General features: G+C 35.7%; 28 protein-coding genes. 11 read left to right on the forward strand and 17 right to left on the reverse strand.

Features of this window, described 5'->3' with window-relative positions:
• Window positions 1-11 precede the first annotated feature (11 nt).
• The 3 genes from PT603_RS04220 to PT603_RS04230 form a co-directional block, all read right to left on the reverse strand.
• Window positions 12-1700 (reverse strand): PspC domain-containing protein, encoded by a 1689-nt coding sequence (locus PT603_RS04220; RefSeq protein ID WP_008239242.1) that lies wholly within the window; start codon window positions 1698-1700, stop codon window positions 12-14.
• A complete protein-coding gene (locus tag PT603_RS04225; RefSeq protein WP_008239240.1) occupies window positions 1693-2037 on the reverse strand; it encodes a PadR family transcriptional regulator in 345 nt (114 codons plus the stop codon). Before PT603_RS04225 ends, PT603_RS04220 begins: the two co-directional genes overlap by 8 nt.
• Window positions 2038-2209: 172 nt before the next feature.
• A complete protein-coding gene (locus PT603_RS04230) occupies window positions 2210-2680 on the reverse strand; it encodes a DUF4870 domain-containing protein (protein ID WP_008239239.1) in 471 nt (156 codons plus the stop codon).
• Between the two features lie 156 nt (window positions 2681-2836).
• Here PT603_RS04230 and PT603_RS04235 point away from each other — a divergent pair, with 156 nt between their 5' ends.
• From PT603_RS04235 to PT603_RS04245, 3 genes are all read left to right on the forward strand, one after another.
• Window positions 2837-3301, forward strand: coding sequence for a DUF4442 domain-containing protein (locus PT603_RS04235; protein ID WP_008239230.1), 465 nt, complete (start codon window positions 2837-2839; stop codon window positions 3299-3301).
• 53 nt (window positions 3302-3354) lie between these two features.
• A complete protein-coding gene (locus PT603_RS04240; RefSeq protein WP_008239228.1) occupies window positions 3355-4155 on the forward strand; it encodes a TIGR00266 family protein in 801 nt (266 codons plus the stop codon).
• A gap of 129 nt (window positions 4156-4284) precedes the next feature.
• Window positions 4285-4482, forward strand: a complete 198-nt coding sequence (locus tag PT603_RS04245) for a hypothetical protein (RefSeq protein ID WP_081483485.1) — start codon at window positions 4285-4287, stop codon at window positions 4480-4482.
• A 34-nt stretch (window positions 4483-4516) separates the two neighbouring features.
• On the opposite strand, the gene PT603_RS04250 is transcribed toward PT603_RS04245, so the two are convergent.
• The gene (locus PT603_RS04250) at window positions 4517-5458 is read right to left on the reverse strand and encodes a LysR substrate-binding domain-containing protein (protein WP_008239226.1); all 942 of its coding nucleotides are present in this window, start codon (window positions 5456-5458) and stop codon (window positions 4517-4519) included.
• 106 nt (window positions 5459-5564) lie between these two features.
• Between PT603_RS04250 and PT603_RS04255 the strand changes: the two genes are divergently transcribed.
• The gene (locus PT603_RS04255; protein ID WP_008239224.1) at window positions 5565-6044 is read left to right on the forward strand and encodes a Dps family protein; all 480 of its coding nucleotides are present in this window, start codon (window positions 5565-5567) and stop codon (window positions 6042-6044) included.
• Between the two features lie 84 nt (window positions 6045-6128).
• The gene (locus PT603_RS04260; RefSeq protein WP_008239221.1) at window positions 6129-6725 is read left to right on the forward strand and encodes a trimeric intracellular cation channel family protein; all 597 of its coding nucleotides are present in this window, start codon (window positions 6129-6131) and stop codon (window positions 6723-6725) included.
• Here the strand turns inward: PT603_RS04260 and PT603_RS04265 are convergent, their stop codons facing one another.
• On the reverse strand, window positions 6726-7466 hold the full coding sequence (locus PT603_RS04265; protein WP_008239212.1) for a peptidylprolyl isomerase: 741 nt from the start codon (window positions 7464-7466) through the stop codon (window positions 6726-6728).
• Between PT603_RS04265 and PT603_RS04270 the strand changes: the two genes are divergently transcribed.
• Entirely contained in the window at window positions 7465-8106 is a 642-nt protein-coding gene (locus PT603_RS04270; RefSeq protein WP_008239211.1) for an NUDIX hydrolase, read from the forward strand. The two genes, PT603_RS04265 and PT603_RS04270, sit on opposite strands and share 2 nt — an antisense overlap.
• A gap of 52 nt (window positions 8107-8158) precedes the next feature.
• Window positions 8159-8968 (forward strand): lysophospholipid acyltransferase family protein, encoded by an 810-nt coding sequence (locus PT603_RS04275; protein WP_008239210.1) that lies wholly within the window; start codon window positions 8159-8161, stop codon window positions 8966-8968.
• Window positions 8969-8984: 16 nt separating this feature from the next.
• On the opposite strand, the gene PT603_RS04280 is transcribed toward PT603_RS04275, so the two are convergent.
• Together PT603_RS04280 and PT603_RS04285 are read right to left on the reverse strand one after the other, a co-directional pair.
• Window positions 8985-9614 (reverse strand): DUF8845 family protein, encoded by a 630-nt coding sequence (locus PT603_RS04280; protein ID WP_008239209.1) that lies wholly within the window; start codon window positions 9612-9614, stop codon window positions 8985-8987.
• 4 nt (window positions 9615-9618) lie between these two features.
• Entirely contained in the window at window positions 9619-10113 is a 495-nt protein-coding gene (locus tag PT603_RS04285) for an RNA polymerase sigma factor (RefSeq protein WP_008239208.1), read from the reverse strand.
• 122 nt (window positions 10114-10235) lie between these two features.
• On the opposite strand from PT603_RS04285, the gene PT603_RS04290 reads away from it, so the two are divergent.
• Window positions 10236-11534 (forward strand): NAD(P)/FAD-dependent oxidoreductase, encoded by a 1299-nt coding sequence (locus PT603_RS04290; protein ID WP_008239207.1) that lies wholly within the window; start codon window positions 10236-10238, stop codon window positions 11532-11534.
• 200 nt (window positions 11535-11734) lie between these two features.
• Here the strand turns inward: PT603_RS04290 and PT603_RS04295 are convergent, their stop codons facing one another.
• From PT603_RS04295 to PT603_RS04310, 4 genes are read right to left on the reverse strand one after another with little or no spacing between them, the layout of a single operon-like run.
• The gene (locus PT603_RS04295) at window positions 11735-12289 is read right to left on the reverse strand and encodes a DUF1572 family protein (RefSeq protein WP_040488693.1); all 555 of its coding nucleotides are present in this window, start codon (window positions 12287-12289) and stop codon (window positions 11735-11737) included.
• 43 nt (window positions 12290-12332) lie between these two features.
• On the reverse strand, window positions 12333-12734 hold the full coding sequence (gene msrB / locus PT603_RS04300) for a peptide-methionine (R)-S-oxide reductase MsrB (protein ID WP_008239203.1): 402 nt from the start codon (window positions 12732-12734) through the stop codon (window positions 12333-12335).
• Window positions 12727-13245 (reverse strand): peptide-methionine (R)-S-oxide reductase MsrB, encoded by a 519-nt coding sequence (gene msrB, locus PT603_RS04305; protein WP_008239201.1) that lies wholly within the window; start codon window positions 13243-13245, stop codon window positions 12727-12729. Before msrB (PT603_RS04305) ends, msrB (PT603_RS04300) begins: the two co-directional genes overlap by 8 nt.
• The gene (locus PT603_RS04310; RefSeq protein WP_008239199.1) at window positions 13226-14119 is read right to left on the reverse strand and encodes an alpha/beta hydrolase; all 894 of its coding nucleotides are present in this window, start codon (window positions 14117-14119) and stop codon (window positions 13226-13228) included. The genes msrB (PT603_RS04305) and PT603_RS04310 overlap by 20 nt, the downstream gene beginning before the upstream one ends.
• A 192-nt stretch (window positions 14120-14311) precedes the next feature.
• Between PT603_RS04310 and PT603_RS04315 the strand changes: the two genes are divergently transcribed.
• The 3 genes from PT603_RS04315 (at window position 14312) to PT603_RS04325 (ending at window position 17129) form a co-directional block, all read left to right on the forward strand.
• Window positions 14312-15121, forward strand: coding sequence for a M48 family metallopeptidase (locus tag PT603_RS04315; protein ID WP_008239197.1), 810 nt, complete (start codon window positions 14312-14314; stop codon window positions 15119-15121).
• A gap of 84 nt (window positions 15122-15205) precedes the next feature.
• The gene (locus tag PT603_RS04320; RefSeq protein ID WP_008239195.1) at window positions 15206-16519 is read left to right on the forward strand and encodes an MFS transporter; all 1314 of its coding nucleotides are present in this window, start codon (window positions 15206-15208) and stop codon (window positions 16517-16519) included.
• Between the two features lie 124 nt (window positions 16520-16643).
• Window positions 16644-17129 (forward strand): Riean_0653 family protein, encoded by a 486-nt coding sequence (locus PT603_RS04325; RefSeq protein WP_008239194.1) that lies wholly within the window; start codon window positions 16644-16646, stop codon window positions 17127-17129.
• Here the strand turns inward: PT603_RS04325 and PT603_RS04330 are convergent.
• The 6 genes from PT603_RS04330 to PT603_RS04355 form a co-directional block, all read right to left on the reverse strand.
• Window positions 17126-18547 carry an L-serine ammonia-lyase gene (locus tag PT603_RS04330; RefSeq protein WP_008239191.1) on the reverse strand — a complete coding sequence of 474 codons (1422 nt, stop codon included), beginning with the start codon at window positions 18545-18547 and terminating at the stop codon, window positions 17126-17128. The genes PT603_RS04325 and PT603_RS04330 overlap by 4 nt on opposite strands.
• 68 nt (window positions 18548-18615) lie before the next feature.
• Window positions 18616-19191: a non-canonical purine NTP diphosphatase gene (locus tag PT603_RS04335; RefSeq protein ID WP_040488691.1), complete on the reverse strand. Its 576-nt coding sequence runs from the start codon at window positions 19189-19191 to the stop codon at window positions 18616-18618.
• A 96-nt stretch (window positions 19192-19287) separates the two neighbouring features.
• A complete protein-coding gene (locus PT603_RS04340; RefSeq protein ID WP_008239188.1) occupies window positions 19288-20004 on the reverse strand; it encodes a head GIN domain-containing protein in 717 nt (238 codons plus the stop codon).
• A 29-nt stretch (window positions 20005-20033) separates the two neighbouring features.
• The gene (locus PT603_RS04345; RefSeq protein ID WP_008239186.1) at window positions 20034-21101 is read right to left on the reverse strand and encodes a hypothetical protein; all 1068 of its coding nucleotides are present in this window, start codon (window positions 21099-21101) and stop codon (window positions 20034-20036) included.
• Entirely contained in the window at window positions 21085-21639 is a 555-nt protein-coding gene (locus PT603_RS04350) for a hypothetical protein (protein ID WP_008239184.1), read from the reverse strand. The genes PT603_RS04345 and PT603_RS04350 overlap by 17 nt, the downstream gene beginning before the upstream one ends.
• On the reverse strand, window positions 21630-22154 hold the full coding sequence (locus tag PT603_RS04355) for an RNA polymerase sigma factor (protein WP_008239182.1): 525 nt from the start codon (window positions 22152-22154) through the stop codon (window positions 21630-21632). Before PT603_RS04355 ends, PT603_RS04350 begins: the two co-directional genes overlap by 10 nt.
• Window positions 22155-22383 lie beyond the last annotated feature (229 nt).

Below are 22383 nucleotides of genomic sequence, written 5' to 3' on the forward strand. Positions count from 1 at the left end.
TTTAAAGTTTGTTAATTGGATTGCACACGGATTCCAGTTTCGTCTATTTTCATTTCAAAAGATTCACCACCTTTATCTTCTACATTGATATGGATTCCTTTTGTTTCCTCCTTATCTGTATTAGGTATTTCATCCTCTGGACAATCTTGACATATGAGCTGTTCTTCCTTCACTTGCCAAAGGTGATTACTGATATCTCCATAGTAATAATCTTTATCATTGGCTATATAGCGCTCCACATACTTACTTAGATTTTTGTCAATGAAAATATGTTGAAATTGAGGTACGTACAGCGTGATACGAACCTTTTGATTACGCATATTATTGTTTATTTCAGTCAATAGATACTCATTAAGCAATAATGTATTTGTTTGTAAGGAATATTCATATTCCACTTTTTGAGCTCTTTCACGTGCATTATCAAAATCATTACCATCCGCATATTTCTGAATTTTTATACTAGCAATGGAATCTTCAGTAGGTATGATATTAAGGCGTATATTTTGCATATATAACTTCTTAGTACCATCTACTTTAACAAAATCATATTTTGTATGTTGGTAGTAACGTTCATCTTGGAGGGTATTAGCAGCCAATTTGACGTGTAACGTATCAACAACGGAATGATTTAATACTGTGGTTTCACTAATCGATCCTGAAAATGCAGTTTCTGAGAATTGACGTAACCCAACATAAATGAGTCCAACGGTAGCGATAATCCATAATCCAAACAGGGTGAATTTTGCGATACTTCCTATAGATTTAAGATTGGTGATAAGTATCTTCAGTCCTAAAAGGAATAAGAAAAATAATGGAATTCCTACTGCAAAAAATGTCATTACAGCGATCAGCCAAATTGGGGTGCCAGTTGTGTTGCTGTAGGCAAAGAAATCACTCCATGGACCAATAATGAAATCAACACTTCCAAAGGTAACTAGTGTCACGAAAAGAGAGATCAGTGAGGTTCCTGCGATGATAATTAGTAGCACTCCAACGAATTTTGCGAAGATCTTGAATAACAACATTATAATGTCGCCAAGGGTATCAAAAAACGTTTTGGAGCTGCTTTTTACTTTTGCACCTACTTTATCATAGTCTACATTTTTAACGCGATCCTCCACCTCTTCAAAACCTTCCTTAACCTTTTTTCCTATATTACTGATATTTATAGGTTCACCACGCATCGCTAATTTTTGAGCTGTGGTTGCAGCCTCAGGAACAATAATCCAAAATAAAATATACACGAAAATAAAGGAACCTCCAGAGGCAAAGGCTAAAATAACCCATAATAAACGTACCCAAATGGCATCTATTCCTAAGAAATGTCCTAAACCAGAAGAAACCCCTCCGATGTATTTATTATCGGTATCTCTAAAGAGTTGTTTTCCTGTTTTTGGTCTCTGAGTTGATTTTGGTGCATCATCGAAAATTTCTTCGTCGACACGGTAGTCCTCAGGTTGTCCCATTACAGCGATGACAGCGTCTACTTCCTTTACAGATATAACCTGTCTATCATGCTGCATTTTTTCTGTAAACAATTCGGCAATTCTGGCTTCAATATCAGCCATAATTTCATCACCTCCTTGTGTTCCAGCAAAAGAGCGTTTTACGGCCTCCAAATAGCGTTGCAGCTTTTGGTATGCATCTTCATCTATGTGAAAAAAAGTGCCTGAAAGATTAATATTTATTGTCTTATTCATGGTTAGGTTTTTTTTGGCTTGTTACTAAAGTTACTGCATTCTGTAATTCTTCCCAAGTGATGGAAAGCTCTTTCAAAAAAAGTTTTCCGGTCTCAGTAAGAGAATAGTATTTACGAGGCGGTCCAGAAGTGGACTCTTCCCAACGATAATTGAGTAATCCATCATTTTTTAAGCGAGTGAGTAGGGGATATATGGTCCCTTCCACCACTAGCATCTTTGCGTTCTTAAGGGTATCAAGTATTTCAGCTACGTATTTGTCTTCGTCTTTTAAAATGGACAAAATACAGTATTCCAATACCCCTTTGCGCATCTGTGCTTTTGTGTTTTCAATGTTCATGGGTTCATTTTTAATACGGTTAAACTGTTCGTTTTTGATTGATGATTGATGATTGATGATTGATGATTGATGATTTCTTTTACATACTTGCTATAAGAATGGTTAAAAGCAGTATGCTTACTTTGACTACTAATTCTGCTACAGTTTTCATAATGTTCGTTTTTTGATGTGATTAGCGAATGAATTTGATGGTTATAGGATAGTAATATTCTTTTCCTTCATTGGATTTTACAGCACCCAATATGCTACAAACAATGTCCATTATAAATAGAATGAACCATATAAGACCAATTACACCCAGTAACATAAGACTACTACCGAATTTGAATATATGATCAATTCTAAAATCAACAGCATGTTTGTTGTGTTCTAAAATGTTTATAAAATCTAGTAAATCCCAAGCCTGAAAAAGAGCAATGATAAATGCGATAAATCCTAAAACCAAACTATAAATCAAAATGCTGATTTGAAAATTTAAGGCTTGTTTACCATTATGATCTACAAAGGCTGAATCGTTTTTATTGCTAGTCCATAATACTAGTGGCAATATAAAATTCCCAAATGGAAATAGATACTTTGCAAAAGTGCTTATGTGGATCAGACTAGCAATGTTTTTTTGATGTTTTGTGATTGATGATTCCATAACATATTATTTTCTTATGCAAATATATATCTAAAAGAAGGTATTATGCAAAACATAGTACCATAATTTAACAAAATTTTAAGATTTATGAAAAGACACAACCTATTATAATATTTAGTACATTGGTCATTTAATCCCATAAAAATCAATGCATACATGGAATTCACACCCCAAAAACTAAATACTTTTACTTTTTTTAAGTTGCCATCAGTTTGGTGGTCAGGTATACGGATTACTAAAATAGATTCTTCTCATGCCCAGGCGCGAGTAAAGCACCGTTGGATCAATCAAAATCCATTTCAATCTATGTTTTGGGCTGTTCAAGGTATGGCAGCTGAATTAACTACAGGTGTTCTTATCATGAGAGAAATTAAACAAAGTGGGGAAAGAATATCTATGCTTGTAGCTCATAATAAGGCCTCATTCACAAAAAAAGCAACAGGAGTCATTACTTTTACATGTACAGATGGGAGCAAAATAGCAGATGCGATTACTCAAGCTATTGAGACTGGAGAGGGACAGACCTTTTGGATGAAATCAGTAGGGACGGATGCTCTTGGTGATATGGTTTCTGAATTTGACTTTGAGTGGACTATCAAACTAAAGAGGGGTAAAGTGTAACAATCATTACAACGGGTATACCAATTAGTATATATCAATTAAAAAAAGAAACTATGACTGCACACGAAGTAGATTACCATATTTATGGTGAAGAAATGCAATATGTAGAAATCGAATTAGATCCACAGGAGGCCGTTGTTGCTGAAGCCGGAAATTTTATGATGATGGATTCAGGTATACGCATGGAGACCATTTTTGGAGATGGTTCAGGTCAGGATCAAGGCATTATGGGCAAATTGTTTTCTGCTGGGAAACGACTACTTACAGGAGAAAGCTTATTTATGACTGTATTTTTAAATGAATTTCAAGGAAAGCGTAAAGTAAGTTTTGCAGCTCCTTATCCCGGTAAAATAATTCCTATCGATTTAACCGCATATCAAGGTAAGTTTATATGTCAGAAAGATGCTTTTTTGTGTGCGGCTAAAGGAGTTTCTGTAGGGATTGAATTTTCAAAGAAAATTGGTCGTGGACTTTTCGGAGGGGAAGGCTTTATCATGCAAAAGTTGGAAGGAGACGGGATGGCTTTTGTGCATGCTGGAGGAACCTTGGCTAGAAAAGAACTTGCAGCAGGAGAGGTGCTTAAGGTAGATACAGGATGTGTGGTAGGATTTACTCAGACGGTTGACTATGATATTGAATTTATTGGAGGAATAAAGAATACTGTCTTTGGAGGTGAGGGATTATTTTTTGCCACATTAAGAGGTCCTGGTGTAGTGTATATCCAATCGTTACCATTTAGTCGTTTGGCCGGTAGAGTATGGTCCGCAGCACCTCAGGCTGGTGGAAAACAAAAGGGTGAAGGTAGTGTTTTGGGAGGATTAGGAAATTTACTTGATGGAGATAATCGGTTCTAATCAGTAACGTTTTATTAGGTTTTTATTAATATATGTCTAGGTAGTTTTAACGATTAGTATACAATTTTTATGGTGATTTTTCGTTATCTTTGAGTGTAACAAATCAACCTGATAAAAGCGTTCTTTATTATGGCTAGAGCTATGTTTGAGTACACAAAAACAGTACTCTCCAAAGTTAGTTTTGATCCTGTTCTTTTTTGTAAAGAACTTCAAAAAGCGGTAACGCGCTTGTTGCCCCATGAAATTGAAGAATTACGCCTTTGGCTACTTCGATTTACGCTCGAAAAACCCGAGCTAACCCATTGTTTAGTGTATATTAATCGATAAAAAAAGCCACCAACTAAGGTGGCTTTTTCTTGGGTTATTTTTTAGATACAGGACTTATGATTTTCACATTGTGAAAAGCAATGGCACCTCGTACAACTCCCATGATAACTTCTCTTAAGGCTTCAATTAAATGAAGTTTCAATTCGCTTTTATGATATATAATACTTACTTCACGCGCCGGAGATGGTTCATTAAAATGATGTAAATATTGTTTGTATTCAGGGTTTAAATCAAGGGTATGTAGGTAGGGAAGTAGTGTCATTCCAAGACCTTCATTGGCTAATTTGATTAAGGTTTCAAAACTTCCGCTCTCTAGTTGAAAATGTTCCTCATTATAATCCTTGGAGGCATTACACAGATTGATAACACCTTCTCTAAAACAATGGCCATCTTCTAATAAAAGTATATCCTTCATAGTTAGGTCTGAAGTGTCAATTTTAGAATTACGATACAACCTATGGTTTTGTGGAACATAGGCAACAAATGGTTCGTAATACAACACTTTCTCTTTTATACTTTCATTCAGTAGTGGTGTGGCTGCAATAGCGGCATCCAAATGACCATCCTGTAATTTCTGGATGAGGGTTTCGGTGTTCTGCTCCTCTATTTTTAGCACTACCTTAGGATATCTTTTAATGAAATTATTGAGAAACATAGGTAATAAAGTAGGCATGACTGTTGGAATAATCCCAATTCTAAATTCTCCCCCTATAAATCCTTTTTGTTGGTCAACAATGTCTTTAATACGACCAGATTCGTTAACTATATTTCGAGCCTGTTCAACAATTTTTTTACCTATTTCTGTCAGTTGAATGGGTTTCTTGCTACGATCAAATATAAGGATATCAAGTTCGTCTTCTAATTTCTGTATTTGCATACTTAATGTTGGTTGAGTAACAAAACATTTTTCCGCAGCTAGTGTAAAATTTTGATGTTCGGCTACTGCCAGTACATATTGTAATTGAGTAATGGTCATTGCAATTATTTTAGACTATAAAATTATAAAAACTATCGATGAAACTTATTATTATATCCCTTATAATAGTTGTAAATTTGAGAATAATCCTTAAAAATATAAAGATATGAAATACAATAGTTTAGGTCTTGATGTCCAAAAAACAGAAGCAATGGTACATCAACTGAACACCCTCTTGGCGAATTTTCAAACATACTATCAGAATTTAAGAGGGATTCATTGGAATATTAGAGGCAAGCGTTTTTTTGATCTTCATGTTAAATTTGAAGAACTTTATACAGATGCAAACTTAAAGGTTGATATGATTGCTGAGCGAGTACTCACTTTGGGAGGTACACCGCTGCATACTTTTAATGATTATATAACCAAGACTACTGTTCCTGTGGGAAAAAATGTAAGTAATGATGAGGCGTCTGTTCAATTGGTGGTAGATTCACTTTCAGAATTATTAAAGATTGAACGAAATATTTTGGAGATGTCTGGTGATGCCAATGATGAAGGAACCAACTCCATGATGAGTGATTTTATTTCAGAGCAAGAAAAGACCATTTGGATGATGAAAGCATGGCTTGATCAAAGTATGTAAATGAATTCATGATCGCACAAAAAAAAGGCACTTTAAAAGGTGTCTTTTTTTTATAATATCTTTGCCCAAATTCTTTTATAGGGTATGTTTTTCTTTCTAGATAGTATTGGAACTTTTGTATTTGCCATTTCAGGGGCCTTAGCCGCTATGAATAAGCGCCTGGATCCTTTTGGTATATTTATAATTGCTTTTGTTACTGCATTAGGAGGAGGAACACTTAGAGACGTTTTAATAGGACATACACCGGTGGGTTGGATGGAGAACCTAGATTATGTCTATATTGTCATTGTAGGAACCCTATTTGCCATCTTTTTCAGAAGGAAAATAGACTATTTAAGAAAGTCTCTTTTTTTATTTGACACCATTGGTTTAGGTGTATTTACGATCATTGGTATAGAAAAAGGTATTGCTACAGACCTACATCCTATAATTTCTGTAGCTATAGGTACTATGAGCGCGAGTTTTGGAGGAGTGATACGTGATATTCTGTGTAATGAAATACCAGTGATTTTCCGTAAAGAAGTATATGCAACAGCGTGTATAGTTGGAGGGGTTTTTTATTTTACCATGTTGTGGTTAGGGTTTCCTTCTCAACTTATTTATGTACTGACAGCCACTATTGTCATTGGAATTCGACTTTTGGCAGTAAAGTATTCTTTAAGATTACCCACCATTCAGTAATTATTCAAGAATAATCACTTCCATCCTAACATTTTTTACTGGCCATTCTCCATCATCAGTTGGTATACTATTAATGGCATCAACCACATCCATACCAGCAATGACACGCCCAAAAGCAGAGTACTTTCCATCTAAATGATAAGCTCCTGGTGATTGATTTACTATAAAGAACTCATAGGGAGAGGCCAATTGATGTGGATTGTCAATATCACTGCTAGGCATTGAAATGGTTCCTCTATGGTGCTTAAATCCTTTTTTAGTGTCAGGAGGAAGTAAGTATTGGCCAATTTTAAATCGCTTCTTTTGGGTGCTGGCCTCATCTGAATTACCACCTTGGATAATAAAGTTTTTCACTACTCTATGAAAATAAGTGCCATTGAAATAGCCATTTTTGGTTAGGAAAATAAAGTTAGCTCTGTGATATGGTGTTTCTTTGAATAATTCAATATCGATGTTTCCATAACTTGTTTTGATTCTTACTTTGGTTTCTGGATTCTTTTTTTCATATTCGAAGAAAAAGGGAATCGCACTTTTTACAGTGAGTTTTTCAACTTCTTCTTTTTCTTCTTCCTGCTTATCTTCCTTTGGATCAGGTTTTAATTCAGGAGATTTATTCGTAGAAACACTTTCCTCTATTGTTTCTGTTTTTTCAACTTTACTGGACTGCTTATTGGATTGATTACAAGAAGAGACAAAAATTAGTAGTAATATTGCAAATAGGGTATGGAAGTAACTTCTCATGAATTTTAATGATTTTAAACACTTGGCTTCAAAAATACAAAATCTGGAACTTCCCGGAGAAGAAGCCCATTTTAAAATGTCACCGTTAGTGCGGATCGCCCAATTGAAGTCTGTTAAATTAAGTGAAAGGGATCCACGTATAGCAGCAGTTATGGCACTGTGTTACCCATCTGAGAATAATTTGGCCACTTTATTACTTATTCTACGTAAAACATATCAAGGTGTCCATTCAAATCAGGTTGGTTTTCCTGGAGGTAAAGCGGAAGTGTTTGATAAAGATTTATTAGCAACAGCCTTTAGAGAAACCCACGAGGAAGTAGGGGTGGAATCTCATTCGGTAACGGTGGTGAAATCTTTGAGTCAGGTGTATATTCCTCCAAGTAATTTTATTGTACAGCCATTTCTTGGATTTTCAGACCATAAACCACAGTTCATTATTCAGGAAAGTGAAGTAGAAAAACTTATTGAAGTGCCTGTAAGTATGCTCCTAGATCCAAGTAATGTAGTAAGTGAAATTATGCATACTTCTTACGCTGAAAATATAGAAGTTCCCACCTATAATCTTTCAGGTTATTCGGTTTGGGGAGCTACTGCCATGATGCTCAGCGAGATAAAAGAACTTGTTATTAAAGCGATGTAAGGGCAATATTTTGTAATTTTGCAATTCTGTTTCATAAAAAGCAAACGTAATAATGGGTTTTTTTAAACGTAATCCTTTTGGTCATATCCTTTTTCTAAAAAAATGGCTTATTAGGATATTTGGAGTGCTTACGCATCGTCGATATCGTGGTTTTAATCAATTGCAAATTGAGGGTTCAGAAATTTTCAAGGATTTACCGGAAACAAATGTACTTTTTGTTTCTAATCACCAAACGTATTTTGCAGATGTGGTAGCCATGTTCCATGTCTTTAACGCAAGTCTTAAAGGTAGGGGAGATTCCATAAAAAATGTGGGCTATCTTTGGAATCCGAAGCTTAATATCTATTATGTTGCAGCGGCTGAAACCATGAAATCTGGGTTACTACCTAAAGTGTTAGCCTATGCAGGATCAGTAAGTATAGATCGAACCTGGAGGGCTGATGGTAAAGAGGTAAACAGACAAGTAAAAATGAGTGACATTTCTAATATTGGAATAGCTCTTAATGATGGATGGGTAATTACATTCCCGCAAGGGACCACTAAACCCTGGAAGCCTATTCGTCGTGGTACTGCCTATATTATTAAACAATACAAACCAGTAGTAGTACCTATTGTTATAGATGGTTTCCGTCGTTCTTTTGATAAAAAAGGAATTCAGATAAAGAAAAAGGGGATTTTACAATCAATGGTAATTAAAAAACCTCTGGATATTGATTATGACAACGAAAGTGTAGATTCAATAATAGAGAAAATAGAGTATGCAATTGAACAACATCCTTCATTTTTAAAAGTACTCACACCTCAAGAGATTGCTGAAATGGAATCCCTTAATAAGCTACGAAAGTTTAATGTAGAAGAATAGCATAAAAAAGGAGCTTTTAAGCTCCTTCCATGCGTTCTAATTCTTTGTAGTTTTTATGTAACTTACCTAATAGTATTCCATAAATAAGTTTATAGAATAACCAAAGGAGGATTATTATTGCCATTAGCGACACAAATAATATTCCTATAAGCATTACGATCTTAAGAGTAGAATCATTTTGGATATGTCCTGAAAGTTCGGGATCATAGATAAACATAAGTGTATATAAAATACAGCTTGCAAAAAAGATAAATCCAAGGTTGAACCATACATAATATTTAACCGTTCTTCTTGTTTTTAGGATGCTCTTCATCAGTTCCTTCACGGAGCTGGTGGTAGTTATGTTTTTATAGTTTCTGTAAAAGGAATAAATGAAGTATAGAATAACAGGGTACATAATGATATTCATACCTAACTGAATATAGTGCTCATTTGGGATGTTTAATGCTGGTTTTTGGTCGAATATTTTTAAGAGGATATCTAGTCCTAACCAAAAAATAAGTTCAAAAATACTAATATAAAATATCCACTTTACCACTGAAGATGATCGTCTCCATATCATCTGGTAAATTTTTTCATAAGAAAGTTTCGGAAGCGACGCCTCCTTCATTTTCCAGTCTTTTTTTAATAGTTCTAATTCATCCATCTTTCTAAGGATTCAAAATAGTCTTTAATTTAGTTTTCACTCGATTCATCTTCACACGGGCATTTACTTCACTAATACCTAATGTTTCTGAAATTTCTCTATAGTCTTTGTCTTCTAAATACAAGAAAACCAGTGCTTTTTCGATATCATTCAATTCTTTAATTGCACTATAGAGTAAGGTCAGTTGTTGTTCTTCCTCATCATTATATTCTTCAGATTTTATTTTATAGGCTAATGGCTCAAAATCCTGAGTCGCAATACTAGTTTTTGATTTTCTGTATAAAGTAATGGCAGTATTAAGTGCCACACGGTACATCCAAGTACTAAATTTTGCTTCCCCTCGAAATTTAGGATAGGCCTTCCATAGTTGGATAGTAATTTCTTGAAATAAATCATTGTGTGAATCACTATCATTAGTATACAATCTACACACCTTATGAACTATATTTTGGTTCTGTTCAAGTTCTGTTACAAATAGATGTTCTAGTTCGCGATTCACAAAAGCTAATTTTTCATTTAATAGGTAGTAGAAAGAAGAATTTTGTTACATCAAACATACAAAAAATACCTTTGACCATCTGGTAGCTTCTCAGTATCTTTATAGCATATTAAACTTCAAGTATGAATATTCCCAGATCTAACTTTCCGCGTGTGGTTATTATAGGTGGTGGTTTTGCAGGTATTTCATTGGCTAAAAAACTTGCAAATCGTGATGTACAAGTAGTATTACTTGATCGCCATAATTATCATACTTTTCAACCGTTGTTATATCAGGTGTCCACTGGAGGATTGGAACCAGATTCTATAGCCTATCCCATTCGTAAAATTTTAAAAGACTTTCCTAATTTTTTCTTTCGGTTGGCCATGGTTCAGAGGGTGGATACCTCCACGAAAACTTTGGATACTGATATAGGACCTATAGGATATGATATTCTGGTGTTAGCAACTGGTTCTCAGACTAATTATTTTGGGAATTCTAATATAGAAACTAATAGTATGGCGATGAAAACGATTCCTCAATCGTTAAATCTAAGAAGCCTAATACTGGAAAATTTTGAAGAAGCCTTACTCACTACGGACTTAAAAAGGAGAAATGCATTGATGAATTTTACAATCGTTGGTGCGGGACCTACTGGTGTTGAGTTAGCCGGAGCTTTGGCAGAAATTAAAAAGGGAATTTTACCCAAGGATTATCCTGATTTAGACATCAGGCAAATGCAAATTAATTTAGTGCAAAGCGGTGGTAAAATATTAGATGCCATGAGTGACCAGGCGGCTAAAGCTGCTGAGAAGTTTCTTGAAAAGCTTGGTGTGAATGTATGGAAGCATGTTAGGGTTACAGATTACGATGGGTATACGGTTAAAACAACTACCGACTTAACTTTTGAAACCTGTACACTTATATGGGCAGCAGGAGTCAAAGGTGCTGTTATTAAAGGGTTGGATGCTAATGAATTTGTCACACGAGGTAACCGTCTTAAGGTAAATAAGTTCAATCAGGTAGAAGGTTTTGATGATGTTTTCGCTATAGGTGATGTGGCTAGTATGAACTCTGAGTTGTATCCATTTGGTCATCCTATGATGGCCCAACCCGCCATACAACAAGGTGAGAGTTTGGGAAAGAATCTTCTTTTGCTATTGGAGGGAAAACCTATGAAACCTTTTATATACAAAAACAAAGGTTCCATGGCCACCATAGGTCGAAATAAAGCTGTAGTGGACTTTCCAAACTATAAAACCCAAGGTGTTTTTGCTTGGTTTGTTTGGATGTTTGTTCACTTATTTTTTCTTATCGGATTTCGAAATCGCGCAGTAGTGTTTATCAATTGGGTGTATAATTATGTTCGCTTTGATAGGGAAGCGCGTCTTATTATTCGACCTTATAAGAAACAAAGAGAGCACCTTCATACCAGTGACTAATTTTTATTAGCTATTCATCGATGCTGCTATTTTGTTGGTCGTTTCAAAGGTGTTAAAGGTCGAATTGTAGCAATATCAGTAGGTTAGAAATGGCTTTTTATCTAGTTTTGTTAATGAGAGAAAGAAAAAACCTAACCGAGTTTTTTTATTGTTTTCATATAGTTTTTCAAAAAAAGGCTTCGTTTTTTAACGGAGCCTTTTTATTGGTCATCGGTGAAATGACGCTTTATTTTTTCTTGAGAAAACTTTTCAGCGTTATACTGGTTGGATGCGTTTTTTGCAATGGAAAGTGATTGCCATTCACTACCTTTTAATAATTTTCCGATAAAAACCATTTGACCTACATGATAAGAATAATGGCAAAGCTGCCTATTTATAGCCTCTACTACAGTATGTCCCTGGTTACGTATATAAATTAGTTCAGAAAGTTGCGCTTCATCTAAAGACTCAAGTGCATTAAATAGACAATTCCATCCACTTTCCCATTGTGCAATAATTCCTTCCTTAGGATCAAAGTCGTCTACAAATTCAGCATCCCGATCTCTCCATTTTTTTTCACCATCTTCAGTTAAAAAGTTGGTCCATCTACTTTTCATATTTCCAGATAGATGTTTCACTATAATGGCAATACTGTTTGAATCTTCACCACCTTGCCAATGAAGTTCGTCTTCATTTACCATCTCAAGTGTCTTATCGCCCAGATGTTTGTAATATTTAAATTGCTTTATAACACTAGATAGATACTCTGTATTCATTGTATGTTTTGTTTGATAATTGGTATGGTTTACCATACTTCCTTTATGATTTTGTAAAGTCTATGCTTGCAGAGTTTACACAATATCGCAATCCACTTGAGGTAGGTCCATCATTGAAAACATGACCTAAATGGCCTCCACATTGTGAACAAACTATTTCAACACGCTGCATTCCGTGACTAACATCTTTCAGATATTCAATGGCGCCATCGACGGCCTGATCAAAACTAGGCCATCCACAGCCACTCTCAAATTTTGATTGACTTTTAAAAAGTAATTGACCACATCCTAAACAAGAATACTCACCATTGTCAAAGTGAAGGTTGTATTTCCCAGTATGTGGAAATTCAGTGCCTTTTTGTCGTAAAATACGGTAGGACTCTGGTCCTAATTGATCTTTCCAATCATCTTCAGATTTTCGAATAGGGTATAGGGGTTTATCCATTGGTTTTAGGTTTAAATTTAAGAGCCGCAGAATTCACGCAATGACGTTTACCTGTGGTTTTTCGAGGACCATCGTCAAAAACATGCCCTAAATGTCCTCCACAATTTTTACAATGAACTTCAAGTCGTTCCATTCCCAAAGAATGATCCCTTTCATAGGCCAGATTTTGTGATTCTCCACGATCAAATGCAGGCCAACCACTACCACTATCATATTTGTACTCTGAGCGATAAAGTAGTTTATCACAGGCCGCACAATGATATGTTCCTTCTTTGAAAAATTTATTATAAGGATTATTACCTGGCTTTTCAGTTCCCTTTTGACGAAGAACGTAATATTGTAAGGGTGTTAATTGGGCCTTCCACTCTTGGTCTGTTTTGGCAGTAGACTTTTCAACAGGTCTTTTACTGCTCTGAGATTGGCATCCGATAGGTATTATAAAACAACCTACAAGACATAAGAGTTGTAGCCGATGAATACTTTTTTTTAAGTTAAGATAACACGTTTTCATGACAAGGTATTTTTACAAAAGACTCAATACGATTAATAACAGACTTGTCGCCAAGTATTTTGCGATGTCCTAGTTGATTTGTGATCATGAGCTCCCCCTTTGGCAACTGTTGGTGAATGGAATAGGCCGCTTTTACAGGAACTTCCATGTCATCTACATCATGAATTACTAAAACTGGTATGTGTACTTGTTTAGCAACCAAATGGGATGAAAAACTGTTCATAGGCTTACCTATACGTTTTTCAAAAATACGACTCATAGCCTGGCCAACTTCAGGTCTTAGCTTCATCCTTTCAATAAAATCATCCATAATGTCATCAATAACATCACCACTGCCTATGGTAACTAATTTTGGAATGGGAAGTCCTTGATGAATAGCATTTAAAAGGGCCATTCCTCCCAAGGAGTGACCTATAGCGGCCATAAAAGGACCATGAGTTTTGTGTAGTTCATGTATTATAGCTACAAACTCCAACATATGAGTGGCCTTTCCTTGAGATTTTCCATGTCCTGGAGCATCAAAACTGACAGTACTATAGCCCATTTCCAGAAGTTTGTCAGCAATTTTTACTAACTGTGTTCCGCGACCACTCCAGCCATGAGACAATAGTATTTTTTTGTCGCTTGTGCCGTACTCATAAATTATTATTTCTTTTTGAATTGCCGGTACATAATAGTGTTTCTGAATACTTCCATTATCCATAGGAAGTTCCCTTTTAGGAACTTTGAATTTAAAGGGTGTATAGAAAAGCTTTGCGGCATAGTTTGCAGCCCATTGGATTGAGAAAAATTGTAACACTTTTCCAATAAAAATTAGTGGAGCCGGTATCTCAACTGTTTGTCTGTAATTCTTTGTAGGAGAGTTAGTTTGCATTTTATTGTTGAAAAATCAATGTGCAAGTTAGTAATTAATCCAAAAAGGTATTTAAATCTTTAGAAAGTATTAACGCTATCATATTTTCGAAAACAAGCTGATATTATATGGGTAACAATTGAATTTTAATAGTAGATTAATTCAAAAAAGGAAAGATATTTGTATTTTTAAAAGGAACTAAATTCTTTATGTATGAAAAAGCTGATTTTATCTGCATCTCTTTTATTAATGGCGGTAGGATGCCAGACGAATCCATTTACTGGAAAGCAAACGTTCAATTTTTTAGGCAATGATTATCTTTTTCCAACATCTTTTGCTCAGTATGACCAATTTCTTAAAGAGCATAAGGTAATTACTGGTACACCAGAAGCTGCTATGATTACCAAGGTAGGAAAGCGTATTGCTACTGCAGCAGAACGATGGTTAAATGCCAATGGATATGAAGGATACCTTAAAGATTATCAGTGGGAATACAAATTAGTAGATGATAAAACCATAAACGCTTGGTGTATGCCAGGAGGTAAAATTGTATTCTACACAGGGATATTACCTATTACGCAATCAGAAACGGGAATTGCCGTTGTAATGGGACATGAAGTAGCGCATGCATTGGCAAATCATGGTGGGCAGCGTATGAGTGCTTCTATGGCACAACAAGGAATATCAGTTCTCGGTAATGTGGCAATAAAAGATGAAAAAACTTTGAATATTTTTAATCAATCCTATGGAATAGGAAGCACCTTAGGGGTGATGTTGCCCTTTAGCCGTAGTCATGAGACTCAGGCAGATCGTATTGGACTTCAAATTATGGCCATTGCAGGCTACAACCCAGATGAGGCAGCTGAATTATGGAAGCGTATGTCACAGGCGGGAGGACAAGCGCAACCGGAGATCTTGAGTACACACCCTTCTAATGAAACGCGTATCCGCAATTTGCAAGAATGGGCGCCCGCTGCAAAATCAGAAGCTGCTAAATATGGAGTAACTAGTTTTCAGAAGTAATTCATGCAAAAACAAATTAATTAGTATATTCGAAGCTGTTCATTAGAACAGCTTTTTCTTTTGAACTTAACAAACCTAACTACTATGAAACCTACCTTACCGAAGGGTCATCCAAAACTATTACATGCTTGGGCTTTTTATGATTGGGCGAACTCTGTCTATAGTTTAACAATAGTATCAGCCATTTTCCCTATTTTTTATGGAGCACTTTTTGCCATAAGAGGAAGTTCTCATATTGAGTTCTTAGGTTGGGAACTTAAAAGTACCGCCTTAGTAAGTTTTGTAACAGCCTTAGCTTTTCTAGTGGTTGCAATTGGTTCACCACTTCTCAGTGGAATTGCTGACTATATGGGAAATAAAAAGCGATTCATGCAGTTTTACTGTACACTGGGTTCCTTATCTTGTATTGGATTATATTGGTTCTCTTTAGAAAATATATATGTAGGTATGTTTTTGTATTTTTTGGGGGTTATAGGTTTCTGGGGTAGTATTGTTTTTTATAACTCCTATTTGCCTGACATAGCGGATCCAGAACAACATGACGCCTTAAGTGCTAAAGGATACATATTAGGATATCTAGGAAGTGTGCTATTGTTGATTTTTAACTTGGCTATGGTGATGTATCCCAATGTGTTTGGTATTACAGGGAATGAGACAGAAGCTAGTATGAAAGCTATGAAGTATTCCTTTATTACTGTAGGTATTTGGTGGTTAACCTTTAGTCAGTATTCTTTTTATTATTTACCTAGAGGTCACAAAGGACCTAAAGTGACTAGAGATATTATATTTAATGGGTATAAGGAATTAAGAAAGGTGTGGGTAATGCTTAAGGCAGATAAACGTCTTAAACGGTATCTTTTAGCCTTTTTTGTTTTTAGTATGGCTGTGCAAACTGTAATGCTAGTTGCTACCTATTTTGGGGAACAAGAAATCCGATGGAGTGGAAGTGGTGAAAAAACTACCGGACTTATCGTTAGTATATTACTTATTCAATTAGTAGCGGCCATCGGTGCGAAGCTAACGGCGAAAGCCTCAAGTGTTTTTGGAAATATTCCAACTCTTATCATTGTAAATGCCATTTGGTTGGTAATTTGTGTCATAGCTTATTTCATTACTCTTCCGATTCATTTTTACCTTACTGCTGTGATGGTTGGGTTGGTAATGGGAGGTATACAAGCCCTTGGAAGATCTACCTATTCTAAATTTTTACCGGTCACTATTGATACTACTTCTTTTTTTAGTTTTTATGATGTGGCTGAAAAAGTAGGAATCGTGGTAGGGATGCTAATCTATGGTTTTATCGACCAAATTACTGGTTCTATGAGAAATTCCGTACTTTTTTTAGTGGTTTTCTTTGCAATGGGTATCGTTTTGTTGCGTCGGGTACCTAAAAAGTAAGTAGATTCTTCTTTTCGTAGGTAGTTCATCTATTAACAGTTTTTTTTATACACTTTGCCGAATGATAATGACCTAAGGTGCTAACACTCACTACATTTGAGATGTCTGTTAAAATCTTATTGTCATGAAATCAATCTTTTCAACCCTAGTAAATGTTGGTTTGGTAGTGCTTGTACTATGTACTTCATGTACTTCCGATAATCCAACTGAAGAATTGGCCGAGGCTCACTACCTAAAGGCAGTAGTAAATGGAAAACTATTTGTAGCCGATGAATCTAATGTGGTCGTGGCCAATAACCAATTGCATATAGTGGCGACCCATATGGAGAGTAGTACCTCCATTTTCTTTACATTAAATGCTAAGGATACGGGTACTTATGTTTTGGGAGTTACTGAGGAGAATCTCCAGAACAATGTTGCAGGATACTTACAATCTGCCACAAAAAGTGGATACGTAACCACTTATGCAGCCGGGAATATAGGTAGTGTCTCCATTGAACATTTCGATATTGAAAATAAAAACATTAGCGGGACCTTTAACTTTACCGCAAAAAATTCCGATTATCAATCAATAACTATAAAGGATGGTGAATTTCAGATTCAATATTAGCAATCTGAAAGGTTAACAGCCACAGCTAATCCTCCTTCTGAAGTTTCTTTGTATTTAGTATTCATATCCTTGGCGGTTTCCCACATGGTATTGACTACTTTGTCCAAAGGAACTTTTACATTTTTAGGATCGGTCTCTAATGCAAGTTCTGCAGCATTTATGGCCTTAATGGCTCCCATAGTATTACGTTCAATACATGGTACTTGTACCAAACCTCCAATGGGATCACAGGTAAGACCCAGATGATGTTCCATTGCAATTTCTGCTGCAATCATCACCTGCTCTGGTGAGCCTCCCATTAATTCACATAATGCAGCTGCGGCCATAGCTGAAGATACTCCAATCTCTGCTTGGCAGCCTCCCATTGCCGCAGATATAGTAGCTCCCTTTTTAAAGATACTTCCTATTTCACCTGCAACCATTAAAAATTGCTTTATATGAGACTCATCGGCTTGATGATTTTCAATTACCATATAATACATCAATACAGCTGGAATAACACCAGCGCTTCCGTTGGTTGGAGCAGTAACTACACGCCCAAGAGAGGCGTTTACTTCATTTACAGCCAAGGCAAAACAACTAACCCATTTAAGGATTTGGCGAAACTTTACTTCAGTTTTTCGAATCGTTTCTAGCCATGATTGAGGGTTGTCGTAGGGTAATACACCAATAAGATTTTTATGAAGATCATAGGCTCTACGACGTACATTAAGACCTCCTGGTAGGGTACCTTCAGTGTGACAACCAATGTATATACATTCAAGCATGGTATTCCAAATACGCAATAGTTCAAAATGAATTTCTTCTTCGCTACGCATGGATTTTTCATTCTCATATACAATTTCAGAAATCATTTTGTTTTCACTTAAACAGAATTCTAAAAGTTCTTTACCGTTATGAACCGGATAAGGGAATGTATTTACAATGGCTTCGTTACTTGTGTCATCAGCGGTGTCTTCTTTGACAACAAACCCACCACCTATAGAGTAGAAGGTAGCCTTATGTATTCCTTTATCCGTATAGGCGGTAAAGGAAAGTCCATTGGCATGAAAAGGAAGAAACTCTCTATGAAACACAATATCCGAGTCTTGATTAAAAGGAATAATTATTTCGTTCCCTAAATAAAGCTCATTTTTATTCTTAATTGCAGAAATGATAACGTCAATACTCTCGACAGGAATGTATTCCGGATCAGCTCCACTTAGTCCTAACATCACAGCTAGGTCCGTGGCATGTCCTTTACCGGTAAGTGATAGGGAACCGTAAAGATCTACCGTGACTCTGTTGACATGGTCAATCCATTCCTTGGCTTGTAATTCGCCAACAAATTTTTCAGCAGCTCTCCAAGGCCCAAGCGTATGTGAAGACGAAGGACCAATTCCAATTTTCAGCATATCAAAAACACTGATACATTCCATAGTGACGATAACGTTATAGTTAAAGGCAAATATAGCCGTTTTTTTCTTGAGTAGTTCTAGGTGTTACTTTATAATGTCTTAAGGAATGCCAATAATTTATCAATGGCTATGGCTCTGTGACTTATACGATTTTTTATTTCAGGTGGCAATTCTGCAAATGTTTGATCATAGCCTAAAGGTTGGAAAACAGGATCATATCCAAAACCATTAATCCCCCTTTTTTTGGTGGTAATTTCTCCCTTAATAATACCTTCAAAATAGTGTATCTTACCATTCAGTTGTAAAGCTATCACTGTGATAAATTGAGCTTCACGTTGTTCTACTCCTTCTAAATTTTTAAGTAATAGATCTATATTGTCTTCTCCATTTTTAGCATCTTTGGCATATCTAGCCGAATAGACTCCAGGTGCTCCATCTAAAGCTATCACTTCAAGACCGCTGTCATCGGCAAAACAGTCTAATTGGTATTGTTTATATACATAATTCGCTTTTAATTCCGCATTTCCGTGGAAGGTAGTAGCAGTTTCAGGAATGTCATCGTGGCAGTTAATATCATTTAAACTGACTAAGGTAATACCAGAAGGCATGATAGCCTGAACTTCTTCTAATTTATGCTGGTTATGGGTTGCAAATACCAATTTCATAGTGTAAGGTCTTTTTTGCAAAGATATTGAACTATATAAAAAACCACCCAATTGCTTCATTACAAAAGGGTGGTTTAAGTTTTGTTAAGTGCTTTATTACATTTTTTTTATTTTCCCTGAACCCGCTACACTAGTATCTTCTTTTGCTGGATTTCCACTAATATAAATATTTCCAGAGCCGGCTACTTTTGCTTTTAATTCCTCACTGGCATGTACATAGGCACTTCCTGAACCAGCAATGGCCACTTTCGCTTTTTTGGAATTTAAATCAGTGGCCTTAATACTTCCCGATCCTGCTACTTCAGCTTCAATGTAATGAGTTGTCCCCTTCATATTGATACTCCCAGATCCTGCGATATTGCTATGTGTTTCTTGTGCTTCAATGGAAATATTAATAGTTCCTGAGCCCGCTGCAGTGCATTTGAAATTTGTTGATTTTAATGTGAAATCGGATCTGATACTCCCTGATCCTGCCAGACTTACCTTTTCGATTTCATTAATAGGAATAGTAACCTTCATTTTTTTTCGAGACTTTATATTGGCATTGTCTTTAATTCGAACTGAAAGTCCATTGTTTTTAACTTCGGTCACTATGTATTCCATAAGATTTTCTTCAGCTTCAATAGTCAACGCTCCTTCCTTTCCAGAAACCAGTACTACCTCAAATGGGCCTCCTACATTGACTGCATTATAATAACTGGTATTTCGTTTTTCAACAGTGACAACTCCATTGCCTTCGATTCGTTTTTGAAACCATTGGGCCTGTACTGTACTTATGGTAGCAAGCAAACAGATTAAAATTAATTTTTTCATAATTAGTTCGATTTTTATTGATGATTAATTTATAGTTTTCTAAGGGTGACTCCCCCGTATTCACTATCGATAGATAAAGTAGCGGATCCAGAAAGGTGTTCTCCCTCGCAATATTTGCTGGTATTTGTGGTATTCTTTTTTTGAATATCTAACTCTTCATCTCCTTTTAGTCCGGCATATTTTAAGTTGATATTAAATTTAAACGACCATTGGGGCTGATAACCTAGCTGTATGGATGTATATCTGGAATTAATAGCGACAGAATTAGTAGCCTTTGTTACTTCATCAATCTTTATAGAGCCATAGGAAGCCTCCAGTTTAGCAAATTGATTAATCTTTCCTAAACGAAGTGTGAGATAGTCGAAATTACCCGAGATGTAATCAACGTCATCAACAGTTAAATTTCCATAATCTGTATTAAACGAGAGATAATCTATCCTATCAATTTTAGCATTGGTATAATCAGCATTAAGGTCTATTTTCCCAGCCTTTTCTAGTATAAATCCGGAATAGTCAGCATTGATTTTGCCATTTTTCATAAAGCCTATAACGGACCTTGAAGTGTAGTCAAAATTTAACACGTTATGATCTCCCCAAAGTTCACCGATATCCAGACGTCCATAATTACATATAATAGTTGCTGTGTTATTTAGTTTGTTGAGTTGTATACTACCATAATTATTCTTCAGGTCAGCTCGGTTGGTCACGGGCACTTTTATAATGTAATTTATTTCCATGTTTACATTATTGTTTTTCCAACCCCATTTCCAATTACTTTCCTTAATGTTAGTAGAGGCTGAAACCATGGATGGATTATGCTCAAAAAGAACATCGATTTCACTTAAGCGTTGTGTAACTTTAGATTCATCATTCCCATTGGTTGTTATGTGAACTTCAATTACTGTTCTTGACTGATCCCAGGAAGTAATATGGAGATTCCCATATTTATTGTTTATTTTCAATAAGGCATCCTTATTAACTGTAAATTCCTTTTTTATGGTTTTTTCCTTGGTATATTTACCATTCATCTTTCCATTAGCTAGTAAAGAAAGGGGAAGTACGAGTAAGATTAGTGCTATTTTATAGTATGTTTTCATTGGGATTTAGTTTAATTTGTTTTACTTCTTCTATTTTATCCAGAACAGTGGTAAGTAGGTCAATACGCATTTGGAAATTTGCTATCATGGCTTGTATGATTCTTTTATCCTCTCCTTTTGTTACTAGTTCATCTTTTAAAAGGGAATAATCATATTCTATTTTTTCCAGTTGTTGTAAGGCATCAGATATTAATTGTTTGGTTTCTGGGGATTGTTCTTGTTCTAACTTGGTTACCTCTTGACGAATCACATTCGAAAAATACAGTTGAGATTGATACATCTCTGGTGATACTGAGGCTAAATCAGGTTCCTTTTGAATTGAGTAGCCCATAATTCCTAAGGAGACAAGGGCAACAAAACTTGCTGCTATGGAAAGTGATTTCCACCAATTAAATGTGCTTTTTTTCGGTGTATCAGCACTATTTTCTAGTCTAGCCATAAACCGTTCTCGGTGGCCTGTCATCGGCTCCTGGGTGTTCCAATTGGAATCGTCCTGTTGGCTAAACAACTCTTTAAAATGATCTCTTTCTAGTTCCATATCAACTTCATTTTATTTCGTAAACTTTCTTTTGCTCGCGAAATAGTGGTTCTACAGTTTCCTGGGGATACCTCTAAAATTTCACATAGTTCGTCATAATCATAACCCTCAACTAGGTGCAAGGTTAAAGCAATTCGATAATTATCAGGCAATGTAGCCATGATCTCCAACACTTTTTGAGCCTTCATATTGGTATAATCATTAGCCTCATCATCTGTATCATCAATCGCTTCAACCTTATACAGCACCTCTTCTAAGGGATTTGTAGATTGTGCCATTAGCATGCGATAGCGACCAATACTATGATTAACAACAATTTTTTTCAACCAAGCTCCAAAGGCTACCTCACCGCGATAGGAATCTAATTTTGAAAATGCTTTCAAAAAAGCCTCCTGCATAACATCTTCTGCCTCCATGGCGTCCTTTACAATACGATAAGCAGTGTTATACATTGCTTTATAATACATATCGTAAACAGTTGCCTGTGCACGTTGTTGGCCATTTTTGCATGCCATGAGGAGAATGTCAATATTTGAATTGGTTGGGCTCAAAAAGTAATCTTATTTGCTATAAAGATGAAGTTACATTTAATTTGTTACACTTGACAGTGAAAAAAGTACTAAATAATTGACAATTTAAATCGTATTTTTTGTAATAAGCTAAAAACAAGTGTTTTATATTTTTTTAAAAAATGAAAATGACAGCTTGTCAGTATTTGGTTATTGGCATAATGATTGTCCAAAT

The organism is Imtechella halotolerans, from assembly GCF_028743515.2.
In the GTDB taxonomy this organism is placed as follows: domain Bacteria; phylum Bacteroidota; class Bacteroidia; order Flavobacteriales; family Flavobacteriaceae; genus Imtechella; species Imtechella halotolerans.

Bases quoted from the DNA above. Each gene is read 5' to 3' on its own strand.
- PT603_RS04220 (WP_008239242.1), bottom strand. From the start codon at position 1,700: ATGAATAAGACAATAAATATTAATCTTTCAGGCACTTTTTTTCACATA.
- PT603_RS04225 (WP_008239240.1), bottom strand. From the start codon at position 2,037: ATGAACATTGAAAACACAAAAGCACAGATGCGCAAAGGGGTATTGGAA.
- PT603_RS04230 (WP_008239239.1), bottom strand. From the start codon at position 2,680: ATGGAATCATCAATCACAAAACATCAAAAAAACATTGCTAGTCTGATC.
- PT603_RS04235 (WP_008239230.1), top strand. From the start codon at position 2,837: ATGGAATTCACACCCCAAAAACTAAATACTTTTACTTTTTTTAAGTTG.
- PT603_RS04240 (WP_008239228.1), top strand. From the start codon at position 3,355: ATGACTGCACACGAAGTAGATTACCATATTTATGGTGAAGAAATGCAA.
- PT603_RS04245 (WP_081483485.1), top strand. From the start codon at position 4,285: ATGGCTAGAGCTATGTTTGAGTACACAAAAACAGTACTCTCCAAAGTT.
- PT603_RS04250 (WP_008239226.1), bottom strand. From the start codon at position 5,458: ATGACCATTACTCAATTACAATATGTACTGGCAGTAGCCGAACATCAA.
- PT603_RS04255 (WP_008239224.1), top strand. From the start codon at position 5,565: ATGAAATACAATAGTTTAGGTCTTGATGTCCAAAAAACAGAAGCAATG.
- PT603_RS04260 (WP_008239221.1), top strand. From the start codon at position 6,129: ATGTTTTTCTTTCTAGATAGTATTGGAACTTTTGTATTTGCCATTTCA.
- PT603_RS04270 (WP_008239211.1), top strand. From the start codon at position 7,465: ATGAATTTTAATGATTTTAAACACTTGGCTTCAAAAATACAAAATCTG.
- PT603_RS04265 (WP_008239212.1), bottom strand. From the start codon at position 7,466: ATGAGAAGTTACTTCCATACCCTATTTGCAATATTACTACTAATTTTT.
- PT603_RS04275 (WP_008239210.1), top strand. From the start codon at position 8,159: ATGGGTTTTTTTAAACGTAATCCTTTTGGTCATATCCTTTTTCTAAAA.
- PT603_RS04280 (WP_008239209.1), bottom strand. From the start codon at position 9,614: ATGGATGAATTAGAACTATTAAAAAAAGACTGGAAAATGAAGGAGGCG.
- PT603_RS04290 (WP_008239207.1), top strand. From the start codon at position 10,236: ATGAATATTCCCAGATCTAACTTTCCGCGTGTGGTTATTATAGGTGGT.
- PT603_RS04295 (WP_040488693.1), bottom strand. From the start codon at position 12,289: ATGAATACAGAGTATCTATCTAGTGTTATAAAGCAATTTAAATATTAC.
- msrB (WP_008239203.1), bottom strand. From the start codon at position 12,734: ATGGATAAACCCCTATACCCTATTCGAAAATCTGAAGATGATTGGAAA.
- msrB (WP_008239201.1), bottom strand. From the start codon at position 13,245: ATGAAAACGTGTTATCTTAACTTAAAAAAAAGTATTCATCGGCTACAA.
- PT603_RS04310 (WP_008239199.1), bottom strand. From the start codon at position 14,119: ATGCAAACTAACTCTCCTACAAAGAATTACAGACAAACAGTTGAGATA.
- PT603_RS04315 (WP_008239197.1), top strand. From the start codon at position 14,312: ATGAAAAAGCTGATTTTATCTGCATCTCTTTTATTAATGGCGGTAGGA.
- PT603_RS04320 (WP_008239195.1), top strand. From the start codon at position 15,206: ATGAAACCTACCTTACCGAAGGGTCATCCAAAACTATTACATGCTTGG.
- PT603_RS04325 (WP_008239194.1), top strand. From the start codon at position 16,644: ATGAAATCAATCTTTTCAACCCTAGTAAATGTTGGTTTGGTAGTGCTT.
- PT603_RS04330 (WP_008239191.1), bottom strand. From the start codon at position 18,547: ATGGAATGTATCAGTGTTTTTGATATGCTGAAAATTGGAATTGGTCCT.
- PT603_RS04335 (WP_040488691.1), bottom strand. From the start codon at position 19,191: ATGAAATTGGTATTTGCAACCCATAACCAGCATAAATTAGAAGAAGTT.
- PT603_RS04340 (WP_008239188.1), bottom strand. From the start codon at position 20,004: ATGAAAAAATTAATTTTAATCTGTTTGCTTGCTACCATAAGTACAGTA.
- PT603_RS04345 (WP_008239186.1), bottom strand. From the start codon at position 21,101: ATGAAAACATACTATAAAATAGCACTAATCTTACTCGTACTTCCCCTT.
- PT603_RS04350 (WP_008239184.1), bottom strand. From the start codon at position 21,639: ATGGAACTAGAAAGAGATCATTTTAAAGAGTTGTTTAGCCAACAGGAC.
- PT603_RS04355 (WP_008239182.1), bottom strand. From the start codon at position 22,154: ATGGCATGCAAAAATGGCCAACAACGTGCACAGGCAACTGTTTACGAT.